This is a genomic window from Streptococcus minor DSM 17118 (genome assembly GCF_000377005.1).
GTDB classification, from domain to species: domain Bacteria; phylum Bacillota; class Bacilli; order Lactobacillales; family Streptococcaceae; genus Streptococcus; species Streptococcus minor.
Window position 1 is genome coordinate 591,881 of the sequence record NZ_AQYB01000033.1, and the last position, 20,451, is coordinate 612,331.

The 20,451-nt window shown below is 42.4% G+C and carries 19 protein-coding genes; 5 read left to right on the forward strand and 14 right to left on the reverse strand.

The genetic code is table 11. The features are described from left to right. Positions 1-5: 5 nt before the first annotated feature. On the reverse strand, positions 6-1,052 hold the full coding sequence (locus tag F602_RS0109225; protein WP_018167693.1) for a D-alanine--D-alanine ligase: 1,047 nt from the start codon (positions 1,050-1,052) through the stop codon (positions 6-8). Between the two features lie 177 nt (positions 1,053-1,229). Here F602_RS0109225 and F602_RS0109230 point away from each other — a divergent pair, with 177 nt between their 5' ends. Then, positions 1,230-1,826, forward strand: coding sequence for a TetR/AcrR family transcriptional regulator (locus tag F602_RS0109230; RefSeq protein ID WP_018167694.1), 597 nt, complete (start codon positions 1,230-1,232; stop codon positions 1,824-1,826). After that, entirely contained in the window at positions 1,823-2,389 is a 567-nt protein-coding gene (locus F602_RS0109235) for an NAD(P)H-dependent oxidoreductase (RefSeq protein WP_018167695.1), read from the forward strand. The genes F602_RS0109230 and F602_RS0109235 overlap by 4 nt, the downstream gene beginning before the upstream one ends. 94 nt (positions 2,390-2,483) lie before the next feature. On the opposite strand, the gene recR is transcribed toward F602_RS0109235, so the two are convergent. The 5 genes from recR to yycF form a co-directional block, all read right to left on the reverse strand. Beyond that, positions 2,484-3,080, reverse strand: a complete 597-nt coding sequence (gene recR, locus F602_RS0109240) for a recombination mediator RecR (RefSeq protein ID WP_018167696.1) — start codon at positions 3,078-3,080, stop codon at positions 2,484-2,486. Between the two features lie 8 nt (positions 3,081-3,088). Further along, complete coding sequence (gene pbp2b, locus F602_RS0109245; protein WP_018167697.1) at positions 3,089-5,167, reverse strand: penicillin-binding protein PBP2B; 2,079 nt, start codon at positions 5,165-5,167, stop codon at positions 3,089-3,091. A gap of 140 nt (positions 5,168-5,307) precedes the next feature. Beyond that, positions 5,308-6,108 carry an MBL fold metallo-hydrolase gene (locus F602_RS0109250; RefSeq protein WP_018167698.1) on the reverse strand — a complete coding sequence of 267 codons (801 nt, stop codon included), beginning with the start codon at positions 6,106-6,108 and terminating at the stop codon, positions 5,308-5,310. After that, positions 6,109-7,464 carry a cell wall metabolism sensor histidine kinase VicK gene (gene vicK, locus F602_RS0109255; protein WP_018167699.1) on the reverse strand — a complete coding sequence of 452 codons (1,356 nt, stop codon included), beginning with the start codon at positions 7,462-7,464 and terminating at the stop codon, positions 6,109-6,111. After that, complete coding sequence (gene yycF / locus F602_RS0109260; protein ID WP_018167700.1) at positions 7,457-8,161, reverse strand: response regulator YycF; 705 nt, start codon at positions 8,159-8,161, stop codon at positions 7,457-7,459. Before yycF ends, vicK begins: the two co-directional genes overlap by 8 nt. 180 nt (positions 8,162-8,341) lie before the next feature. On the opposite strand from yycF, the gene F602_RS0109265 reads away from it, so the two are divergent. Continuing rightward, positions 8,342-9,001 carry a hypothetical protein gene (locus tag F602_RS0109265; protein WP_018167701.1) on the forward strand — a complete coding sequence of 220 codons (660 nt, stop codon included), beginning with the start codon at positions 8,342-8,344 and terminating at the stop codon, positions 8,999-9,001. A 20-nt stretch (positions 9,002-9,021) separates the two neighbouring features. Here the strand turns inward: F602_RS0109265 and F602_RS10495 are convergent, their stop codons facing one another. The 6 genes from F602_RS10495 to ccpA form a co-directional block, all read right to left on the reverse strand. After that, a complete protein-coding gene (locus F602_RS10495; RefSeq protein WP_018167702.1) occupies positions 9,022-9,996 on the reverse strand; it encodes a DUF3114 domain-containing protein in 975 nt (324 codons plus the stop codon). 157 nt (positions 9,997-10,153) lie between these two features. Beyond that, the gene (gene thrS, locus F602_RS0109275; RefSeq protein WP_018167703.1) at positions 10,154-12,100 is read right to left on the reverse strand and encodes a threonine--tRNA ligase; all 1,947 of its coding nucleotides are present in this window, start codon (positions 12,098-12,100) and stop codon (positions 10,154-10,156) included. Between the two features lie 97 nt (positions 12,101-12,197). Beyond that, positions 12,198-12,809, reverse strand: a complete 612-nt coding sequence (locus F602_RS0109280) for a hypothetical protein (protein WP_018167704.1) — start codon at positions 12,807-12,809, stop codon at positions 12,198-12,200. A 277-nt stretch (positions 12,810-13,086) separates the two neighbouring features. Next, on the reverse strand, positions 13,087-14,421 hold the full coding sequence (locus F602_RS0109285; RefSeq protein WP_018167705.1) for a glycosyltransferase family 4 protein: 1,335 nt from the start codon (positions 14,419-14,421) through the stop codon (positions 13,087-13,089). Between the two features lies 1 nt (position 14,422). Next, positions 14,423-15,421 carry an LTA glycolipid anchor biosynthesis glycosyltransferase, IagA/BgsA family gene (locus F602_RS0109290; RefSeq protein WP_018167706.1) on the reverse strand — a complete coding sequence of 333 codons (999 nt, stop codon included), beginning with the start codon at positions 15,419-15,421 and terminating at the stop codon, positions 14,423-14,425. Between the two features lie 77 nt (positions 15,422-15,498). Further along, positions 15,499-16,500 carry a catabolite control protein A gene (ccpA, locus tag F602_RS0109295; protein ID WP_026183400.1) on the reverse strand — a complete coding sequence of 334 codons (1,002 nt, stop codon included), beginning with the start codon at positions 16,498-16,500 and terminating at the stop codon, positions 15,499-15,501. A 238-nt stretch (positions 16,501-16,738) separates the two neighbouring features. On the opposite strand from ccpA, the gene F602_RS0109300 reads away from it, so the two are divergent. After that, positions 16,739-17,824 carry a M24 family metallopeptidase gene (locus F602_RS0109300; RefSeq protein ID WP_018167708.1) on the forward strand — a complete coding sequence of 362 codons (1,086 nt, stop codon included), beginning with the start codon at positions 16,739-16,741 and terminating at the stop codon, positions 17,822-17,824. An 85-nt stretch (positions 17,825-17,909) separates the two neighbouring features. Here the strand turns inward: F602_RS0109300 and F602_RS0109305 are convergent, their stop codons facing one another. Beyond that, complete coding sequence (locus F602_RS0109305; RefSeq protein ID WP_018167709.1) at positions 17,910-18,431, reverse strand: phosphatidylglycerophosphatase A family protein; 522 nt, start codon at positions 18,429-18,431, stop codon at positions 17,910-17,912. A 153-nt stretch (positions 18,432-18,584) separates the two neighbouring features. On the opposite strand from F602_RS0109305, the gene F602_RS0109310 reads away from it, so the two are divergent. Then, positions 18,585-19,616, forward strand: a complete 1,032-nt coding sequence (locus tag F602_RS0109310) for a DNA glycosylase AlkZ-like family protein (RefSeq protein WP_018167710.1) — start codon at positions 18,585-18,587, stop codon at positions 19,614-19,616. A 294-nt stretch (positions 19,617-19,910) separates the two neighbouring features. Here F602_RS0109310 and F602_RS0109315 read toward each other — a convergent pair whose 3' ends face one another. Then, a complete protein-coding gene (locus tag F602_RS0109315) occupies positions 19,911-20,444 on the reverse strand; it encodes a GNAT family N-acetyltransferase (RefSeq protein WP_018167711.1) in 534 nt (177 codons plus the stop codon). Between the last annotated feature and the right edge of the window lie 7 nt (positions 20,445-20,451).

Consider the following 20,451-nt stretch of genomic DNA (forward strand, 5'->3'; position numbering starts at 1 on the left):
TTTGCTTAAATCAAATGACTTTCACGTTTTACAAACATTTCTTGTCCTAAATTGACCAACTCTTCAATTAAGTTAGAGTATGTTAGGCCCATATTTTCCCAAAGAAGTGGATACATGGACCATTGAGTAAATCCTGGCATGGTGTTGAGCTCATTGAGGTAAATCTGACCATCCGCTGTATAAAAGAAGTCACACCGAGCTAAACCACTGCCACCCAGTGCACGAAAGGCCTGGCTAGCATAATTCCGCATGGTTTCCATATCTGCTGCATCCATCTTCGCTGGAATATCCATTGTAATCTTATTGTCAATATACTTGGCTTGGTAATCGTAAAATTCCACATCCTTGACGACTTCACCAGGAAGAGTGGTTTTGATATCCTGATTTCCCAAGATACCCACTTCAATTTCACGGGCTACTACACCTTGCTCTATCAAGATACGGCTGTCGTATTTGAGGGCCAGATCAATAGCCTCACGCAGTTGAACTTCGTTTTCTGCCTTGGAAATACCGACAGATGAGCCCATATTAGCTGGCTTGACAAAGACTGGATAGGCCAGTTTAGTAGCTGTTTCTGCAAGACACGCCTCCAAATCTTCTCCCTCAATATAAACAGTATAGGCAACCTGAGGAACACCCGCCGATTCCAGAATACGCTTGGTACTAATTTTATCCATGGCCACACTGGAGGCCAAGACATTAGTACCGACATATGGCATTTTAAGAACCTCTAAGAAACCTTGGATAGAGCCATCCTCACCCATTGGTCCATGGAGAACTGGAAAAACAACCGCCCCCTCTTCATAGATATCACTCGGCTTGATTTTCTGTCTAGAATCCAAAGTGTCATTGGTCATCAACTTTTCATCTACTCCAGGTTGGCTGACAAATTCCTGGGTCTTAATAAAATCACCTGTCTGGCTGATAAAATAAGTTTTTACAAAAAAACGATCGTAGTTGATCGCCCGCATGACACTTTCAGCTGAGAGGACTGATACCTCACGCTCTGCAGACCGACCACCATATAGTAAAATCAGGGTTTGTTTTGACATATTCTTGTTCCTTGTATTAAATTCTTGTCATGGATTATCATATCATAATTTGATATAAGATTCAAAAAGGAATGCCATTGCCGCAAATGAGTTGACAAAAGAAAGTAGACAGTGTATACTTAAGTTAGAAATAAGTAAACAGTGTATACTTTCTGCATTGCCTAAAAAGGAGAAGAAATGAAACGAAATACGGCAGAACTGAAAGAAAAATTGATCCAAACTGGAATTGAGGAAATCAACATCCATGGTATTGAACAGCTATCGCTTCGAACGGTTGCAGCAGCTTGTGGTGTGACCCATGGCAGTCCCTATAAACATTTTGGCAACAAGGATGGTTATTTGAAGGTTGTCTTGGCCAGGCTGACCCAGCTCTTTTATGAAGAGGTGACAAAGGATTTGGATAAGGGCCTGTCCGCTCGTCACCAATTGCTCCAGATGGGCCAAGCCTTTGTCCTCTTTGCCCAGACCAATCCCCATATCTTTGAAGCCCTTTTCATTAAGTTCCCCTTCAAATACATGGATGTCACTTCTGAAACCATTCTGACAAACGTTGATTTGCCAGGTTTCAATCACTTCAAGAATCTGGTTGTCCGCTTGATTCAGGAAGAAAATCTGATAGGAAAGGAGATTGATGTTCTGATTCATTTATGGAGTTTTATTTTAGGACTGAGTATCCTAGCCATGGGCCAAATCGGTGAGAATTTTTCACCAAGGACCATTCAGGAAACGATCGATGGAATGTTAGAACGATACATCAAAGGAGGTCAATCATGAATATCTTAATCATATACGCTCATCCCAATCACAAAAGTTTTAATGGCGCTATTTTCCGGCAAGTAAAGAATCACCTGAATTCCAAACACCAAGTTCGAATCTTGGACCTCTATGCAGAAAAGTTTGATCCTCTCCTGCACTTTGATGAAGACCACCTTCGCCGCGATTTGTACAAGGATCCTGAAATGGAAAAATACCGCCAACTCATTTCCTGGGCAGACCACCTTATTTGGATCTTCCCAATTTGGTGGGGCGGTATGCCTGCCATTCTCAAGGGCTTTATCGACCGTGTCTTTGCTTCCGGTTTTGCTTATTCCTACAAGGGAATGGGCATGCAGGGCCACCTGATGGGCAAAACTGCCTGGATCATTAGCACCCATAATACCCCTGGTTTTGTTACGGCATTCCTACAAGATTATGGAAGGGTATTAAAAAATCAAGTTCTGGGTATGTGCGGCATCAAACCATGTCAACTGACATCACTGGCTTATCTAAGAGGAACAAGCTACGAAAAACGACAAAAAATGTTAGCAACTATTGCCCAACAAGCTCAGAAAATATAAAAGAGTCTGAGACAAAACTTCCCAGATATAACAAAAAGCAACGGTATCAATTCCGTTGCTTTTTTGATAGAATCGAAGCACTATTGCCCCACTCTCATAATTCCGTCCGGTTTTCAATAGCCCGAAGGAGGGTCAATTCGTCAGCATATTCAATATCAGCGCCTACTGCTAGTCCTCGAGCCAGACGAGTGACCTTAATCCCAGCAGGCTTGAGGACTCGGGAGATGTACATGGAAGTTGCCTCTCCATCCGCCGTAGCATTAGTAGCCACAATGACCTCGCTGACTTCGCTATCCATTAAGCGCGTAAGCAAACTCTTGAGATTGATATCATCTGGGCCAATTCCATTCATGGGTGAAATAAGTCCATGCAAGACATGATAAAGCCCGTGATACTCTTGGATATTTTCCATGGCAGAAACGTCGCGACTATCTTCAACGATGAGGATAGTAAACTTATCCCTTGTATCATCTTGACAGATAGCACAAGGGTCCTGATCAGTCAGGTTACCACAAATAGAACAGTAAGAGAGTTCACGCTTTGCAGCTAGGAGGTTCTTGGCAAATTCATTGACCACTTCATCTTCCATCCCGATGGTGTAAAAAGCTAGGCGGGTTGCAGTTTTGACACCGATACCGGGTAATTTGGAATAGGATTCAATCAATTTTGCGATAGGGGTTGGGTATAACATAATTTTCCTTAATTCATGGGATAAAGTGAGTGATAAAGATTAACGATGTCTGTCATAATGTTTTGACTGGTTTTTGACTGCAAGTCAGTCAGATTAGGCAGGACTACCGCAACTGCAATCTGAGGATTATTGCTTGGTGCATAGGCTACGATATTGGTATTTACTGCATTTTGAACTTGACCATCATTTTTTGTAACAAAGGTTTCAGCAGTACCTGTTTTGGCACTGATGGATACATTGGAGTTGGCCATGGGTTTCCCAGTTGAAAAGCCACTGACGCCATGAACAACTTGATAAAAACCTTCTTGAACAATCTTCATATTTTCAGGAGAAATATTGACTTGATTCAGCTGACTACCTGCCACTTCCTCTAGCTTGTCCCCTAATGTTCCATCTTCTCTATTGCCATAGATTCCTTCTACTAAGTGTGGAGCAATCCGAGTCCCGCCATTCGCTACTGTCGCTGCATATTGGGCCATCTGAAGTGGAGTATAATTGTCAAATTGTCCAAAAGCGTTGGTCAGATAATTACTGATGGTATATTCTTCTGGAATATAACCTGTCGACTCTAACGGTAGATCAATACCTGTTGGCACACCAAGACCGTATTCACCAAATGTCGTTCGAAGTTGTTTCATCGCTACTTGAAGTTGGTCTGTTTGGCTTAGAACCATATTAGGGGTATAGGGCTGCCCCAACATATTGAGAGCGATTTGGACCATGTAGGTATTGGAAGAGTATTGGAGTGCTTCAACTGCTGTGATACTGCGATTGCCAAAGACAGTAAACCAAGAGGTAATCGGTGCTGATCCAGCAAACTGGATAGGCTGATCTGTCAAAGATTGGTTGCCCTGAATAGCTCCTGACTCCCATCCTGCTGTGAGCGTCGCCCCTTTGACAATAGAGCCTGGTACAAAGGTATCTGTGATTGTTCCCAGAGCATTTTCCTGAAGATTTTGGGTGCCTTTTTCATGCTTGTAACCTGCCATAGCTAGAATAGCTCCTGTATGCGGGTTGAGTACCACTGCATAAACACCGTCCGAATACAGAGCGCTCCCATTAGCCAAATCACTATCAAAATGTCGTTTTAAAATTGCATTGACCTGATCTTGAAAATGAAGGTCAATGGTCAACTTGATATTGTTACCCTTACTGCCTTCTTGAGTAGTTTTTATATTTTCTACATTTCCATGACGATCCAGACTGACTTCCTTAATTTCACGTTGACCTTGCAAGATATCCTCATATTGCTTTTCCAGATAAGCCGTTCCGACCCGGTCATTCAGGGAATATCCCTTGGCTAAGTAAGCATCGGCTTCTTCCTCAGGAATCCCAGCCTGCTCAGATGTCACCGTCCCAATGATAGAGGCCAAAGAGGTAGGTAGGACCACACGATTCCAGTTACTGCTAGTTGAAATGCCCGGCAGATTTTTTTCATTAGCCGCAATGAGGGCAATTTGTTGTGCTGACAGAGGTTCTGTTACCAGATGAACCGTTTCAAAATAAGCAGCACTATTCATCTGACTAAAGAGCTCCGCTGCCTTCTCATCCTCCTGAGAATAAACCAACTGATCCTCCGATAGACTGGCAACTGCATTGGCATAAATCTCGTGCTCAGGCAGTAAGTTTCCATCTGTATCATAGCGCTGATCTTTCGGTAAAGACTTGACAACCTGACTATAGATAGCACTGTCTGCCAAATAGTAGTCCGCCTTATCACGCTTTGACAGACTGACTTCAGAAATATTGACATATTGGAGTAGCTGCTGGGCGATGTTCTTGATTCCACTCGCAGTGATTCGGTTACTCCTCGTAAAAGACACCACCTGAATGACCTGATTTTCTACCAAAGCCTGACCCTTAGCATCGTAAATTTGACCACGTACAGAGCTGGTTTGAATGGTTTTCTGACTAGCTGTCGCTAGTTTCCTTGTGTAAAAATCCTTGTTGATAATCTGCATATAGGCCAGACGAGCTAGTAATACAGAAAGGAGCAAAATTACAATGGCAAATAAAATATTGAGTCGACGCGGGATAAAATTATCTTCTCTACCCACGCGCGAACGCGAATAGGGTTTCTTCGTCACTTTCACAACCTCATTCTAGAAAATTTCCTATCTATTATATCACAGATAACTCGTTTTCTCCTGATTTGAGGGTAGGAAAATACAGCTAGATTCTTTAAACTGAAAAGCACATCCTGAATCGATTCAGGATGTACTAGTTTCTATATTTCTGCCAACGGAGTAGCTGAGTCTGGAGAGGTATCGTAAATTTGAAAATCTACCCCAACACCCAAATCTGCTTGAGCCAGTTCATTAACCATGGTCATGTGGGCTAGCTCCTTAATATTATTTTCTTTGGACAAATGCCCCAAATAAATCTTCTTGGTCCGATTGCCCAACGTCCGAATCATAGCATCAGCCCCATCTTCATTACACAGATGACCCTTGTCAGATAGGATTCGTTGCTTGAGGCTCCAAGAATAAGAACCCGCACGTAAAATCTCCACATCATGATTGGACTCAATCAAGTAGGCATCGGCATTTTCCACAATCCCTGCCAAGCGATCACTGACATAACCTGTATCTGTCAAGATAACAAAGCTTTTGTCATCCTTCATAAAGCGGTAAAATTGCGGGTCAGCCGCATCATGGCTGACACCAAAGGACTCGACATCTAAGTCCCCAAAAGTCAATACTTTTCCTCGTTCAAAGATATGCTTTTGCGCCACATCTATTTTGCCCAACTTAGCATCCATAGCCTGCCAAGTAGCCTCATTGGCATAAATATCCAAATGGTACTTTCGAGCCAGTACTCCGATACCATGAATGTGATCACTGTGCTCATGAGTCACAAAGATAGCATCCAAATCTTCCGGTTTTCGGCCAATCTCTGCCAAAAGGCTGGTGATTTTTTTGCCAGAAAGACCCGCATCAACTAAGATTTTTTTCTTATCAGTCTCCAAGTAGAAAGAATTACCGCTGGAGCCTGATGCTAATATACTATACTGAAATCCTGTTCTCATTTACTCCTGTTCTTCCTCTACTTCCTCTTCCCAATCATCTACCGTTACATCCTTAGCATATGGCAGGACAATGGTAAAAGTCGATCCATATCCATACTCACTCTTGGCCCAGATAAAGCCATTGTGCTGCTTGACAATTTCCTTGGCGATGGCCAAGCCTAATCCGGTGCCACCTTGAGCACGCGAACGCGCCTTATCTACTCGGTAGAAACGGTCAAAAATCTTAGGTAGGTCTTCCTTTGGAATCCCCAGACCCTCATCTGAAATAGAGACGATAAGCTGTGTTTCTGTTGTTTTCATACTGAAGGTAATCTTGCCTCCATCTGGCGAATACTTAATAGCATTGTTGAGGATATTATCCAATACCTGAGTCATTTTATCGGTATCAATTTCCACCCAGACTGGCGCAATTTTGTAGTCGCGCACAATCTCATATTCCTTATCTATATTTTGACTCTTCATCTGGTCAAAACGGTTGAGGATAAAGGTCACAAAAGCGGTAAAGTTAATCAGCTCCAACTCCATCGTCTTGACCTGATTGTCAATCCGAGAGAGGCTAAGTAAATCTGAAATCATCCGCATCATCCGATTGGTTTCATCTAGTGAGACCTTGACGAAACTTGGTGCAACTGGATCTGTCAAGGCTCCCTCATCTAGAGCTTCCAAATAAGACTTAACCGAAGTCAAGGGCGTCCTTAACTCGTGACTGACATTGGATACAAAAAGTCGACGCTCCCGCTCTTCTTTGGCTTGTTCAGTCATATCATGTAAAACCACAACCAAACCAGAAATCAGACCACTCTCACTACGGATGGTAGCAAAATTAGCGCGTAGGTGGGAATACTCTCCATTGGCATCCGCATGATCGATGACCACCTCAGGTGTCTGAGCCAACAGGTCACGAAATCTATACTGGTCTTGTAGATCGAGTAAATCCAACAATTTTTCCTGCTCAGCTGACTTGGATGAAATACCCAGTTGCTTTTGGGCCATGTCATTAATCATGATGACCCGCCCCATCCGGTCCGTCGCAATCACCCCATCACTCATATAAGAAAGGATTGAGCTTAACCGAGTTTTCTCCTGCTCCAGACTATCATGGGTCAGACGAATCACTTCCGACAGATCGTTTAGAGAATTGGTCATATCGGTGATTTCGGGACTCCCCCGCATATCCAGAACGTCGGAATAATCTCCTGCAATCAAGTCCTTGACTTTCTGGTTTAAGACTTTAATCTGCTTACTGTCCCGATGGTTTTCAAGGACCATAAAAGATAAGGCAATGACAAAGCCGATGATAATGATGACAAACCAAAACTCAGCTGTTGTCAATAAGTAACGTAGTTGATTAATCATTTGCTTTTATATAATACCCAACACCACGTCTAGTCAGAATGTATTCTGGACGACTTGGAAGATCTTCAATCTTTTCACGCAAGCGGCGGATTGTCACATCAACCGTCCGAACATCACCAAAATAATCATAGCCCCAAACCGTTTCCAAAAGATGGTCCCGGGTCATAACTTGGCCCAAATGGTTAGCTAAATGGTGAAGCAGCTCAAATTCACGATGAGTCAGATCCAATTCCTTACCGTGTTTTTTTGCGACAAAGGCATCTGGCAAAATGACCAAATCCCCAATGACTATTTCTTTGCTACCCTGTAGCTCCAAATCGACCTGTGTTTCAGAAAGTTCGCTACGACGCAAGAGAGCCTTGACCCGAGCTTGCAATTCACGGTTGGAGAAAGGCTTGGTGACATAATCATCTGCACCAATTTCAAGACCGATAACCTTGTCAAACTCACTGTCCTTCGCCGATAGCATCAGAATGGGAACATTGCTTGTTTTTCGGATGTTACGAGCCACTTCTAGACCATCAATTTCTGGCAACATCCAATCTAAAATAACAATATCTGGCATCTCCGCTTCAAAAATTTCTAGAGCTTCTCGGCCATCAAAGGCTGTTACAACCTCATAGCCTTCACGGGTCATATTGAATTTGATAATATCTGAAATCGGTTTTTCATCATCTACGATAAGAATTTTTTTCATGGCTATCTTTTCCTTTGTTTTTCTTGAAGCTTATTATACCAAATCTTTTAGGTTTTTTCATGATTGAGATGTACTTCTTCCAGATGTCACATTTATTTTTAAGAAATCACAAGTATTCTCTTTTATTTTCCTCTTTTTTTTCATATAATAAAAGGGAAATTATTTGCATCGGGAGAGGTTATGAAATACAGTAAACACTGGAAACTGGAAGTTTTTATCACAGTGGTTTCATTTGTTTTGATTCCGCTCATCTATCTCTTATTTTCACCCTTTTTTGGGCAAATCTTATTTGTGCCCCTGATGTTTGGAATGTTGCCGATATTTCTCATCAAACGCTACCACTATCTTTTTTACTACCCACTTGGTGTTAGCCTGGTCTACTCAATTTTTTTGCTGACTTTTTCTTGGTCTTGGCCTCCTGATTTAAGCCTCATTCCCTTTGCTTTCATCTCCATACTCTTGCCAACTCTCTTTGGTTATACCATCGGTTTCTTCAACCTCAAGTATGGCAGTCCCAGTCACAAGTGGCTAATGCCTATCCATTGTGTCACTACTTTTGCTATAGTATATATCGTCACTGCTCAAACTGTCTACTTTTATTCTGGAAATTCACTGGCCCACCTTATCACTTATCTCTTCTTACCACTGATTTTCATCGGCTCGCAGGCTCTAATAAGCTACCTCTATCCTAGTAACCGTCTGAGTCCCTTGGCCACAGCCCTCGTTTTTCAACTAATCCATGGATTTGCTGGACATGGTTACCTCAGTTGGACCACCTTCCTCTACCTAGCGCTGGCCTATGGTGCCATGTATCTTGTAACCACCAACTTCAAGCAATAGTAGATTTTGTTAGTGAACGACTATTGCTTCTTTTTTTGTTTAAATTTTTTCCCGTAAAAAGACCTGCATATCTTCTTAAAGCTATATTTGATCCTACGGTATCTAGGATGTAACCAGCTGTCACCATGACCATGAGCTTTTATTTGTCGTTTGAAGTTCTGTCCTTCTCGTTGAACCCATTCAAAATAGCTATAGCCATCTTTGGCATACAGCCCTGACTGGTTAAAATAACTATGTTCAGCCTCATCGACCAATTTATGAGTGAGTTGTTTTTTTATATATTTGGGACTGCGATATTTTGTAGTCCACTTTTTTCGAAAGGCTGGATCATGGAGCGCAACAGGTTTCACATCCAACGCCCAATGCTGGCGACCACGACCATAATTGAAACTAGCTCCATTGACAATGCCGGCTTCCGTCACCTCTTCTGCATCCAACTCATTAAGAAAATTTCCCTGACTGGATAGGATAAATTCTGTATGGGATCGATTCAGCAGTACTTTGATATTGAAAGACTCCTGACCACCTGGATAGACAACTGCACCTTGAGCAATGGCAACCTTGTTGTGGAGGCGAGCAGACGCATTGAGGGAGTAGGAAAAGCGAGATCTACTCCCAAGATACACGGCTAGAGCTTGAGTATCTGTCATACCTGGTTTTTTATAATACTTACGGATATACTGGGCCTGCTGGCTAGAAATCACATAACGAAACTGGTGGATTTGACGCTCCAATTTTCCCATCTGACTTAAACTATTCTTGGGAAAAGCCTGAGTGACTAATTGAGCCAAGTCCCGCCAGAAGGTATGGTGGGGTGGCAAATTATCCGCAAATCGTGAGATTAACCACTGGTTTTCATTCAAGCTACCAGATAATTCATCTGGCATATGAGCCAGGTGCATCAGGTCAGACAGAACCTGTCTGGCCTTTTCTTTATCTAATTTTCTTCTGGATTTTTTCCAAAACCTCCAGAAATCTTTATCACCAATCTTCATAATTTTAGTATAACACCAATCCTCGCAAAAGAAAAACACCTGTATTCCATCTCGCCTTAGCACCCTCTCTTTAAACTATCTAGTATATATAGATATCCTGTAATATGTCCTATCCACAAAAAACTTAAAAAGGAAGCTTCGGCTTCCTTTTTTTACTTTATTCAGCATCTGGTCGTGATTTTCTGGCAATATCTGCTAGGATATTTTCCACAAATTCATTGATTGACTCGGTATGGGTTTCCTTGCTACCGTAACGGCGTACGTTGACAGATTTAGACTCCATTTCCTTGTCACCAACGATGAGCTGATATGGAATTTTCTGAGTTTGACTAGCTCGAATCTTGTACTGCATCTTCTCGTTGCGGTCATCAACGTCGGCACGAATTCCTTTATCTTTAAGGATTTTAGCTACTTCCCAAGCGTAGTCAATGTGGGCTTCATTGGAGATGGGAATCACGGTCACTTGGTGTGGTGCTAACCAAGTTGGGAAAGCTCCTTTGTAGTTTTCAATCAGGATAGCTGTGAAGCGTTCCATTGTTGAGATAACACCACGGTGGATCATAACCGGACGGTGCTCCTCACCATCTGCGCCAACATAGGAGAGATCAAAGCGTTCTGGCAAGAGGAAGTCCAGCTGGATGGTCGAGAGGGTCTCTTCGTTACCAAGGGCGGTCTTCACTTGGATGTCTAGTTTTGGTCCATAGAAGGCCGCTTCCCCTTCAGCTTCAAAATAATCAACTCCCATTTCATCCAGAGCTGCTTTCAGCATGCTTTGAGCATTTTCCCACATTTCATCATTGTCGTAGTATTTTTCTTTGTCTTCAGGATCACGGTATGACAGGCGGAAACGATAATCCGTCAAGTTAAAGTCCTCATAGACATCAATGATGAGCTGGAGAGCTTTTTGGAATTCCTCCTGAATCTGTTCTGGCATCACAAAGAGATGTCCGTCATTGAGAGACATTTCGCGAACACGCTGAAGTCCAGAGAGAGCACCTGATTTTTCATAGCGGTGCATCATACCAATCTCTGCGATACGGATTGGCAATTCGCGATAAGAATGAACATGGTGCTTGTAAACTTGGATGTGATGCGGACAGTTCATCGGACGTAGGACAAACTCCTCACCATCCCCCATATCCATGACAGGAAACATATCCTCTTGATAATGCTCCCAGTGGCCTGAAGTTTTGTAGAGCTCCACAGAAGCCATTGGTGGTGTGTAAACATGGAGATAACCAGAGGCCAACTCCTTGTCCACAATGTAGCGCTCTAATTCACGACGAATAGTGGCACCATTTGGCAACCAGAAAGGCAGACCTTGACCAACCTCCTGTGAAATCATGAATAAATCAAGCTCTTTTCCGAGTTTACGGTGATCGCGTTCCTTGGCTTCTTCTCGCATTTGTAGATAGGCTTTTAGGTCTTTTTTGTCAAACCATGCTGTACCATAAATCCGTTGCATCATAGCATTATCACTATTTCCGCGCCAGTAGGCACCTGCTACATTGAGAAGCTGGAAGACTTGGATACGGCCAGTAGAGGGTACATGAGGACCACGACAAAGGTCTACAAATTCACCCTGACGATAGATGGTCAAGCCCGCTGCATCATCCGCATGCTCAGTAATCAACTCAACCTTATAAGGATCGTCCTTGAAAAGCTCCAAGGCCTCTTCCTTGGTCACTTCTTCACGGATACATGGGAAGTTTTCTTTGACAATTTTTCTCATTTCCTCTTCAATTCGAGGGAGATCTTCGTTGGAAATTTGACCATCGGCATTGTCTGTATCATAGTAAAAACCATTCTCAATGGCTGGACCAACTCCCAGATGAAGATTTGGGAAGAGGCGTTTGGCTGCTTGGGCAAAGAGGTGGGCTGCTGAATGGCGAAGCACCTCAAAAGCATCCTCATGGTCAGGTGTGACGATTTCCAAACTACCATCTTCTGTCAGAGGGCGAACTGTATCCACCAAGGTTCCATTGAATTTACCAGCCAAAGCTTTTTTTGCTAGAGAATTGCTGATGGATTGGGCAATGTCAAAGGTTGTGCTACCGGATTCGTACTCACGTACAGCACCATCTGGGAATGTAATGTTAATCATAATTTCTCCTTTTTATTTTTATCCCTCATAGCTCTTTTTTTCAGCTATCAGGTTTCCATTTCTTCTTGAATATCCATGTCAAGGTGGTCAGTTGAAGCTAGTTTTTCTCACGAGAAAGGCTAAAGATTTGAGCAACTTTCTCTGTCATCTCTTCAATCCTTCGGCTGCCATCGGTTAGCAACTGTGGATAGGATAGGCTTTCTGACTCCCTGCGACACCATTGAGCAAAGAGAATATCTCGATTCATCCAGTTGTCAAAAGCTAGCTGAGGATTGGAGGAGTTTTGTAAGACATAGGGAACCCATTCTCTCTTAGCATACTGCTCCTTCTGAAAGTCAGCAGAGGGAGTAATACATAAATAGGAAACATCCAAATCAAGTGACGAAATCAGGTGGGGCAACAAGCCTGCACCCTCTAAAATCATTGGTTTATCTTGATTCTCTACTAGGTATTGCCGCAGGTAGGGAAAGATTTCCTCATAAAAGGACCATTCTTCCTCGGCCATAGCGGCAGGCTCTCTCAACCAGATTTGATCCGTTGTTCTCTTCTCCCTAAGAGTTGAAATGGGGGCACCATCCCTTCTAGCTGCTTGGGTAAAACCCTCCACCAAATCATCCAATTTGACTGGAATCAGTTGATAGGACTCCGCTAAATGGGCTGCGATGGTTGATTTCCCACTGCAAGGTGAACCTCCGATGAGATAAAGCATCTTCTCACCTCCTCCAAAAGTAAAACGACGCCCTATAAAAGGACGTCGTAACGTGGTTCCACCTTCATTTATCCATAGCAAAGAGCCATGAACCTCATGCTTGGTGATAAGGGAACCACCCTTTTATGTTTGCATAAAATCAGAACGAGTAGTGTCAATCCTATCCTCTATGCGCTTTCCAGCAACCGCGCACTCTCTCAAAGATTTCCTAGAATTGATAAGTCTCTAAGGCATATTATAGCATAGGATAGACAAATTTCAAGTCTTTTTTGTTTATTTAATCTAAATTATCTCGGATAGACTTTATCTTGGTCAAGGAGAGTCTGGCCATTTTACGGGTTTGCTGGGTCGTTGTGACTAAGATTCTCTTTGGTAAATTGCTAGCTGTTCTGGCAATCACAAAGGGAATCTGACTGGCCTTGACAACAAAGGATTCCTCATGGAGGTATTCTCGACTGAAATCATTGGAAATTTTCAAATCCAAGTAGTACTCATAGGCTCTTTTTCCAAAATTTTCGGCTGAAATCTCATACAGTTTTTCCTTGAGAGCAGCTTCTTCCATCTCCGGTGTAGCCAGTATAGCGTCAATAATGGCATCTGCTAGTTCAGGTTCGTGATAGAAAAGAGTGCCAAACATCTTCTTGTCAATCACATTGTCCAAATAAAGGTTCCCATGAGCAATAATAGGCGTTCCTGAGGCTAAACTTTCCAGATAGGTCAGACCTTGGGTTTCACTGGTAGAAGCCGAGATGAAAAAGTCGGCCGCCTTATAATAAAGTGCTGTCTCTGATGGGGCAATCATGCCTGTCATCACAACAGACTCGCCAACTCCAAGTTTTGCAATCAGTTTCTCTAGTTCAGAAACATAGGGACCTCCACCTGCAATAATGAGTTTAACATCTGGATTTTCTGCCAGTACAGCTGGCATAGCTTGAATGACAGCCTGAATATTCTTCTCATAGGAAATTCGTGACAGACTAAGGAGCATCGTTTGGTGAGGCTCAACCCCCAATTTTTCCCGTAACTCAACCACATCTTCCTTCTGAATTTCTGGACGTTCAAACTTATCCAAATCAATTCCTGTCGGAATTACACGTAGTTCTTGCTGCACACCATAGGATTGAAGAAGATGCTCCACAATTTCACTTGGACAGACAATCCCATCTACATCTTTAAAGAATCCGCGCATCAGATACTTGACCATCTTCGGACGAATAATCAGGCCCTTAGCGATGTAGCGTACATAATCCTCATAGTGCGTATGGTAAGTATGTACCACTGGAATATGAAGAGCATGTGCAATTTCTACCCCTAAGATCCCCAAAGAAAACTCTGTATGGGTGTGGATGATGTCTAGCTGATAGCGTCTCGCAATTTTGAGAGCATCCGAAAAACCTGCATAAGCCACCCGACGGTCTTTAAAGGCAAAAAAGGGAACAGAAGGAAGGCGGATAATATCCCAGTCTTCATAACGATTGACATCCTTGTCTGTCGTGGTAAAGATAAAAACGGTATGTCCTAACTTTTCCAGTTCTGTTTTCAGAGTCTTAATAGAGGTCGCCACTCCCGATACTTGTGGAAAATAGGTATCTGTAAAAAATCCAATTCTCATTTTACAACTCCATAACTTGGCGATAAGCATCAGCTAGCTGGTGAGAGACCTTATCGATGGACCGACTCGAAGCTACCTGATAACCTGCCTCACGCTTATCAACTTTTTTATCTAATATTTTCTGGATAGATGCTACAAAATCATCCACAGTCTGTCCCAGTTCAGCACAGGATTCATCTACCCAACCTTCATAGACGGGGATATCACGCAGAACCACATGCTGATGGCTAGCAAAGGCTTCTAGGACAACAATGCCTTCTGTTTCCTCATGCGATGGGAAGAAAAAGGCACTGGCTCCTGACATAGCTCCTTGAAAAACAGCTCCCTTGAAAAATCCAGGAAAGGAGACATTTGCAGGATGGTCGCCATTGACAATCTTGCGGATGGATGATGGAATCATCCACTTGGCGATACTCCCCAACCAGATAAAGCGAACATGAGGCATTTTTTCAGCCACCTTCACAAAATCTTCAATTCCCTTACGACGGAAATAAAGACCCGCACAGATGACCACAGGCTGATCTTTTTCGAGACCAAAATGCTCACGAAAAACCGCTTCTTTTTTCTCATCTTTTCCGTACTTGGTCAAGTCAATTCCATTAGAAACTGCAACGATGGGAGTTTTTACACCATAGGATTCAATCAGTTTTTTCGAATAAGCTGACGGGGTAATGATAAAATCAGCTTTCTTGTACATGTGAGTCAGATACTTACCGACAAAAGGGGCTATTGCGTTAGATCCGATAAAGGAATTTTGGAAATCTTCCCGTGTTGAGTGTCCGTGCATGATAACCTTCTTGCCTCGCCGCTTAGCAGCATGTAGCAGCATGAGAGAGCTTGGACCATAGGTATTGATATGAACGACATCATAATCACTCAATACATCTGTCGTATAGGGAATCCCTGCCAAATCAAGGGCTTCCATCTGATGGTGAAGGGCTCGACCAATACCCGATTTTTGCAGAACAGTCTTTCCTTCAAGGTAGAGTAAAACTTTCATGTTCCTATTATATCGTTTTTATCAAAAAAAAGACACCATCGACAGTGTCTTTCTCATTTTTACTTCAAAATGGTAGCCTATTTAGTGGACTGGCGTTCCTTGATGCCGTGGTTGAGAATGACCTCACGATTTTCCAGATCCTCTTTGTGCATAATCTTTGTGAGCATCCGCATAGCAATCGCACCGATATCATAGAGCGGCTGACTGATGGAAGTCAGATTTGGACGAGTAAACTTGGTCACCACAGAATCATCGCTGGTAATCACTTCAAATTCTTCAGGAACCTTAACACCCTTATCCGCAATACCATTCAATAGACCAGCAGCAATCTCATCTTCTGCTACATATGCTGCAGTTGCTCCTGCGTTCAAAAGACGATCTGCGAGGGCATATCCTTCTTCATATTTGTACTTGGATTCAAATACAAGACCTTCATTAAATTCAAGACCATTGGCCTTTAAACCTTCTTTGTAGCCAGAAAGACGGATTTTACCATTGATATCGTCCACCAGAGGGCCTGAGACGAAGGCAATCTTTTGGTTGTGCTTGGCCAAAAGTTGTACAGCATCTGCAGTAGCTTGCGCATAGTCAATATTGACACTTGGCAGCTGATGTTCTAAGTCAACAGTTCCTGCCAAAACAATTGGTGTTCTGGAGCGAGAGAATTCTGCCCGGATCTTATCTGTTAGATGGTAGCCCATAAAGACAATTCCATCTACTTGCTTTGAAAAGAGGGTATTGACAACATTAATCTCTTTTTCATCGTTTTCATCGCTATTAGCAAGGACGATATTGTATTTATACATATCCGCAATATCATCGATACCCTTAGCTAAAGTTGCAAAATAGGCATTTGCAATATTCGGTATCACAACACCCACAGTGGTTGTTTTCTTACTGGCAAGACCACGAGCAACCGCATTTGGACGATAATCCAAGCGATCAATCACTTCTAAGACTTTCTTACGTGTGTTTTCCTTGACATTTTTATTGCCGTTAACAACGCGACTAACAGTAGCCATGGAAACGCCCGCTTCTCGAGCGACATCATAAATGGTTACTGTATCATCTGTATTCATCATGGTTATTGGTTTCCTTTCATTTTATTAGTTGTCTGATTGAAGAAGGAGTCAGCTCCACAAAGCAAGTTTACAAAGACAGAAACTTTTCAAGAGACTTTTTATGAAAATTACGCTTTCACTCCACTATAGTTTATCATTTTTTGAAACCACTTTCAAGAGAAAAATCTGATTTTTCTTTTCTTCTTGCAATTTTTTTCATTTTTTGGAAAAATAAGGGTATAGAAAGAGGTGTTTTATGTCAAAAATCACGTCTGTACAGACCTATCTTGACCAAGAAAAAATGGATTTGGCTATCTTTTCCAATCCTACTACTATTCATTACCTGACTGGTTTTGCCAGTGATCCGCACGAGCGTCATATGCTACTCTTTGTTTTCCCCAATAAGGAATCGCTACTTTTTTTACCAGCCCTAGATATGGATCGGGCACGACTAAGGGTCGATTTTCCTGTGGTGGGATATCTGGATGCGGAAAATCCATGGCAAGTCATCAAAAAATCTTTACCAAGCAAGACCTATCGCAAAATTGGGGCAGAATTTGATAATCTTAACCTGACTCGTTTTTATGGACTGAAAACTATCTTTGAGCGAGACTTTATAGATTTGACGCCTCTCATCAACCGTATGAAACTCATCAAATCTCGTGATGAGATTGATAAGATGCTAGTAGCCGGGGAGTTTGCGGACAAGGCTATGCAAATCGGGTTTGACAATATTTCTCTAAGCCATACAGAAACTGACATTATTGCCCAAATTGAATTTGGTATGAAAAAAGAAGGCATTTCCAAAATGAGTTTTGAAACCATGGTCTTAACCGGCACTAACGCAGCCAATCCCCATGGCATACCTGGTACCAATCTGATCGAAAATAATGCCCTACTACTCTTTGACCTAGGAGTGGAGACTCTGGGCTACACTTCTGATATGACACGAACAGTGGCAGTTGGTCAGCCTGACCAGTTTAAAAAGGATATCTATGAGATTGTCTTGGAGGCCCAGCTCACTGCTCAGGACTTCATCAAACCAGGCGTTACAGCCAGCCAAGTAGACGCTGCGGCTCGCCAAGTCATTGAAAAAGCTGGTTACGGTGAATACTTCAACCACCGCCTGGGGCACGGTTTGGGCATGGATGTCCATGAGTTCCCTTCTATCATGGCAGGCAATGACATGATGATCGAAGAAGGCATGTGTTTTTCGGTTGAGCCAGGTATCTACATACCTGATAAAGTTGGCGTCCGCATTGAAGACTGTGGCTATGTCACTAAATCAGGCTTCGAAGTCTTTACCAAAACACCTAAGGAATTACTTTATTTTGATGCTTAAAATACAAAGCAAGGAAATTTATAATAACTGCTTCTCCCCAACGGATGTCATAGCAGAAAAATAACCAGTAGACAATAGCTACTGGTTATTTTTTACTTTTCTTCTTCTCTTCTTCGGCATGCTTATCTGGATAGCCATGGGCAATTCGACTGGCCGCAGCTGCAGCAATAGCTCCGACAATATCATCTAGGAAGGTGTTGCAACTCTTCCCGTCCTTATTATCCAACTGCTGAATAATGCCAGGTTTAACCTTGTCTAGGTATCCATAATTGGTAAACCCAATCGAGCCAAAAACATTGACGATGGACAAGGCCAATATTTCATCAATACCATACAAGCCCTCATCTGCTGTCAAAATATCATTAAGGGGCTGAGAGAGAAGCTCTTTCTCAGCTAACATATCTAACTCAATACCCGTAATAATGGTATTTTGTACCTCACGCTTAGCCAGAACCTGCTCAATACTTTCGATACATTCTTCTAACGTCAAGTCGGGGATATACTTGATTTGAAGGTGCATCACTAGATCCGCAATGTCTTCGATTTCAATGCCACGTTCCCTCAAAAGAGCATGTGCCTTAACATTTAATTCTTTATCTGATTTCATAAAAAATCCTTTCTTAAACTCTTACTTCTATCATATTTTAACAAAAAATATAGCCAGCGTCAGCCTTTTAACCCTCAACTGAAATGCTACTTTCTCTACAACACATGACGAACAACATTTTGCTATAATAGAGATAACATTAAGGAGATGCATATGAGAAGTTTGACACGAGAAGAAATCCTATCCCAACGCTTGACTAAGAATGGGCTGACTCAGCCTTTTACCCATTTACATCACCTCTTACCTGCAGCTCTAGGCATCCAATCTCAATACCTTCACCATGGCCTCTTTAATATAGCTTCACGGATTGATTTATCCAATAATCAAGATATTTCCAATTGTCTTTCAGATGCTATTTTAGCTTGGGGACAACGACAAACCTATCATTTTTATGATAAGGAAACCTGGCAGAAGATGTGCCATTTCCTAGCTGAGGAGAGGCTGTGGGTACCCAGTTATTTTGATTCAGAAAATTTAGACCTAGCAGCTGCTAGCCAAGATTTAAAAAAACGACTCAACCAGCCTCGCCTGCGTTCTCAGCTAGTCCAAGATTATGGAGCAGCTTGGTCAAAATTATTTCTATGGAGCGCGCTCTTTCTCTACCATTCCAGACAAGGTCAACTCTACCACAGATGGCTACCTCACGATCGCATGGTCGAATGGCAAAGTGAAGCCCTACCAGTTCCAGAAAATCTTTCCAAGGAATTACTGGAGAGCTATTTTTCCTTTTATGGTCCTGCCAGTCTGGCTGATGCTGCTCATTTCTTTGGTATCAGACAGCACAAAATTGCTCCTTCAGATTTAGTGGATCTCGATGTTTTTGAATACCAGGGTAAAACCTACTATGCTAAGGATTGGCAAGACAATGCTAAGATTCCAGAAGTTGTCCTACTGGGAAAATTTGATCCCCTGCTCGTTTCTTACAAGCATAAAGATATTTTGATTGATCCGAATCAACAATCTGCTGTGTGGAAAAAAGCTGGACAGATTTCAGCTTTGATACTCATTCGAGGAAAAATGCGGGGTACCTGGACCATGTCAGTTAATGGACAAAATATCAGCTTCAAGGTGGTAACAAATCAGAAACTTTCTCAGCGCCAGCAAGCCAGAACACGTCGAATCTTTCGAGATTATGCTCGATGGATTCATAAAACAATCAAAATTATTTCTTTTGAATTGGCTTGATGGTAGAGACCGGGTTTATTTTTCTCTAAAAAAGATGCTATCTCATGTTTATACACAAAGGATGACATGTATAGGTAGTTGATTTGCAATACGGAATACAGTTCGTTGAGGTACCACTTCACACAAATACCACGATTCAAAGGTGCTGGCTTCTCGTTGGATGAATCACTCTTTCCCCTTGTTTCAGCTAGTGTGAACACTGTCATAGGGGTAAGATGTACGACTGTAAAACTATTACGAGTGTAAAATACTAGTCAAAAATAGATAAAAAGTGGCATTTACCAATGCCACTTTTTATAATTGTACCCAATAGCGAGCTAGTTTCTGGCCTGCCATGCGTGGGTCTGGAAAATCATCTTCCAATCTAATGATGGTTTCCAGTTGGCCACCCACTTTCTCAATGGTTTTACGGCTGGGAAGATTATCTGCATGAGCAGTAATGAGGACAGACTCAATGCCCTTGTCTTGGTATTGCTCAAAAGCAAAGTGAAGCAGGGAGGTCATGATACCTTGACGTCTAAATTTCGGGCTCGTTATATAGCCGATATGCCCACCAACACGGGCCAAATCTCCCTTTTCCAGTTGCCAACGACAACTGATTTTACCGGCAATTTCTCCATTTATAAAACCATAATAGCTAGTAACAGTAGACCAGTTGGGATTATCTGTCACCTTCTCCAACTGCCTAGATTTCTTGACAAAACTTGGAAAATCATGCACTTTTTTGCTTTGGATAAACCTATTTCCCATATCTTTTTCTGTTAAAAGAAGGGCTTGAAACTGCTCAAAAGCATCCTGATCGCTCAGCTCCAAAGTCCGAATGTCCATCTTATCC

What these genes read in the sequence shown, in the direction of transcription:
- F602_RS0109225 (WP_018167693.1), bottom strand. Translation starts at nt 1,052, where the DNA reads ATGTCAAAACAAACCCTGATTTTACTATATGGTGGTCGGTCTGCAGAG.
- F602_RS0109230 (WP_018167694.1), top strand. Translation starts at nt 1,230, where the DNA reads ATGAAACGAAATACGGCAGAACTGAAAGAAAAATTGATCCAAACTGGA.
- F602_RS0109235 (WP_018167695.1), top strand. Translation starts at nt 1,823, where the DNA reads ATGAATATCTTAATCATATACGCTCATCCCAATCACAAAAGTTTTAAT.
- recR (WP_018167696.1), bottom strand. Translation starts at nt 3,080, where the DNA reads ATGTTATACCCAACCCCTATCGCAAAATTGATTGAATCCTATTCCAAA.
- F602_RS0109250 (WP_018167698.1), bottom strand. Translation starts at nt 6,108, where the DNA reads ATGAGAACAGGATTTCAGTATAGTATATTAGCATCAGGCTCCAGCGGT.
- vicK (WP_018167699.1), bottom strand. Translation starts at nt 7,464, where the DNA reads ATGATTAATCAACTACGTTACTTATTGACAACAGCTGAGTTTTGGTTT.
- yycF (WP_018167700.1), bottom strand. Translation starts at nt 8,161, where the DNA reads ATGAAAAAAATTCTTATCGTAGATGATGAAAAACCGATTTCAGATATT.
- F602_RS0109265 (WP_018167701.1), top strand. Translation starts at nt 8,342, where the DNA reads ATGAAATACAGTAAACACTGGAAACTGGAAGTTTTTATCACAGTGGTT.
- F602_RS10495 (WP_018167702.1), bottom strand. Translation starts at nt 9,996, where the DNA reads ATGAAGATTGGTGATAAAGATTTCTGGAGGTTTTGGAAAAAATCCAGA.
- thrS (WP_018167703.1), bottom strand. Translation starts at nt 12,100, where the DNA reads ATGATTAACATTACATTCCCAGATGGTGCTGTACGTGAGTACGAATCC.
- F602_RS0109280 (WP_018167704.1), bottom strand. Translation starts at nt 12,809, where the DNA reads ATGCTTTATCTCATCGGAGGTTCACCTTGCAGTGGGAAATCAACCATC.
- F602_RS0109285 (WP_018167705.1), bottom strand. Translation starts at nt 14,421, where the DNA reads ATGAGAATTGGATTTTTTACAGATACCTATTTTCCACAAGTATCGGGA.
- F602_RS0109290 (WP_018167706.1), bottom strand. Translation starts at nt 15,421, where the DNA reads ATGAAAGTTTTACTCTACCTTGAAGGAAAGACTGTTCTGCAAAAATCG.
- ccpA (WP_026183400.1), bottom strand. Translation starts at nt 16,500, where the DNA reads ATGAATACAGATGATACAGTAACCATTTATGATGTCGCTCGAGAAGCG.
- F602_RS0109300 (WP_018167708.1), top strand. Translation starts at nt 16,739, where the DNA reads ATGTCAAAAATCACGTCTGTACAGACCTATCTTGACCAAGAAAAAATG.
- F602_RS0109305 (WP_018167709.1), bottom strand. Translation starts at nt 18,431, where the DNA reads ATGAAATCAGATAAAGAATTAAATGTTAAGGCACATGCTCTTTTGAGG.
- F602_RS0109310 (WP_018167710.1), top strand. Translation starts at nt 18,585, where the DNA reads ATGAGAAGTTTGACACGAGAAGAAATCCTATCCCAACGCTTGACTAAG.
- F602_RS0109315 (WP_018167711.1), bottom strand. Translation starts at nt 20,444, where the DNA reads ATGGACATTCGGACTTTGGAGCTGAGCGATCAGGATGCTTTTGAGCAG.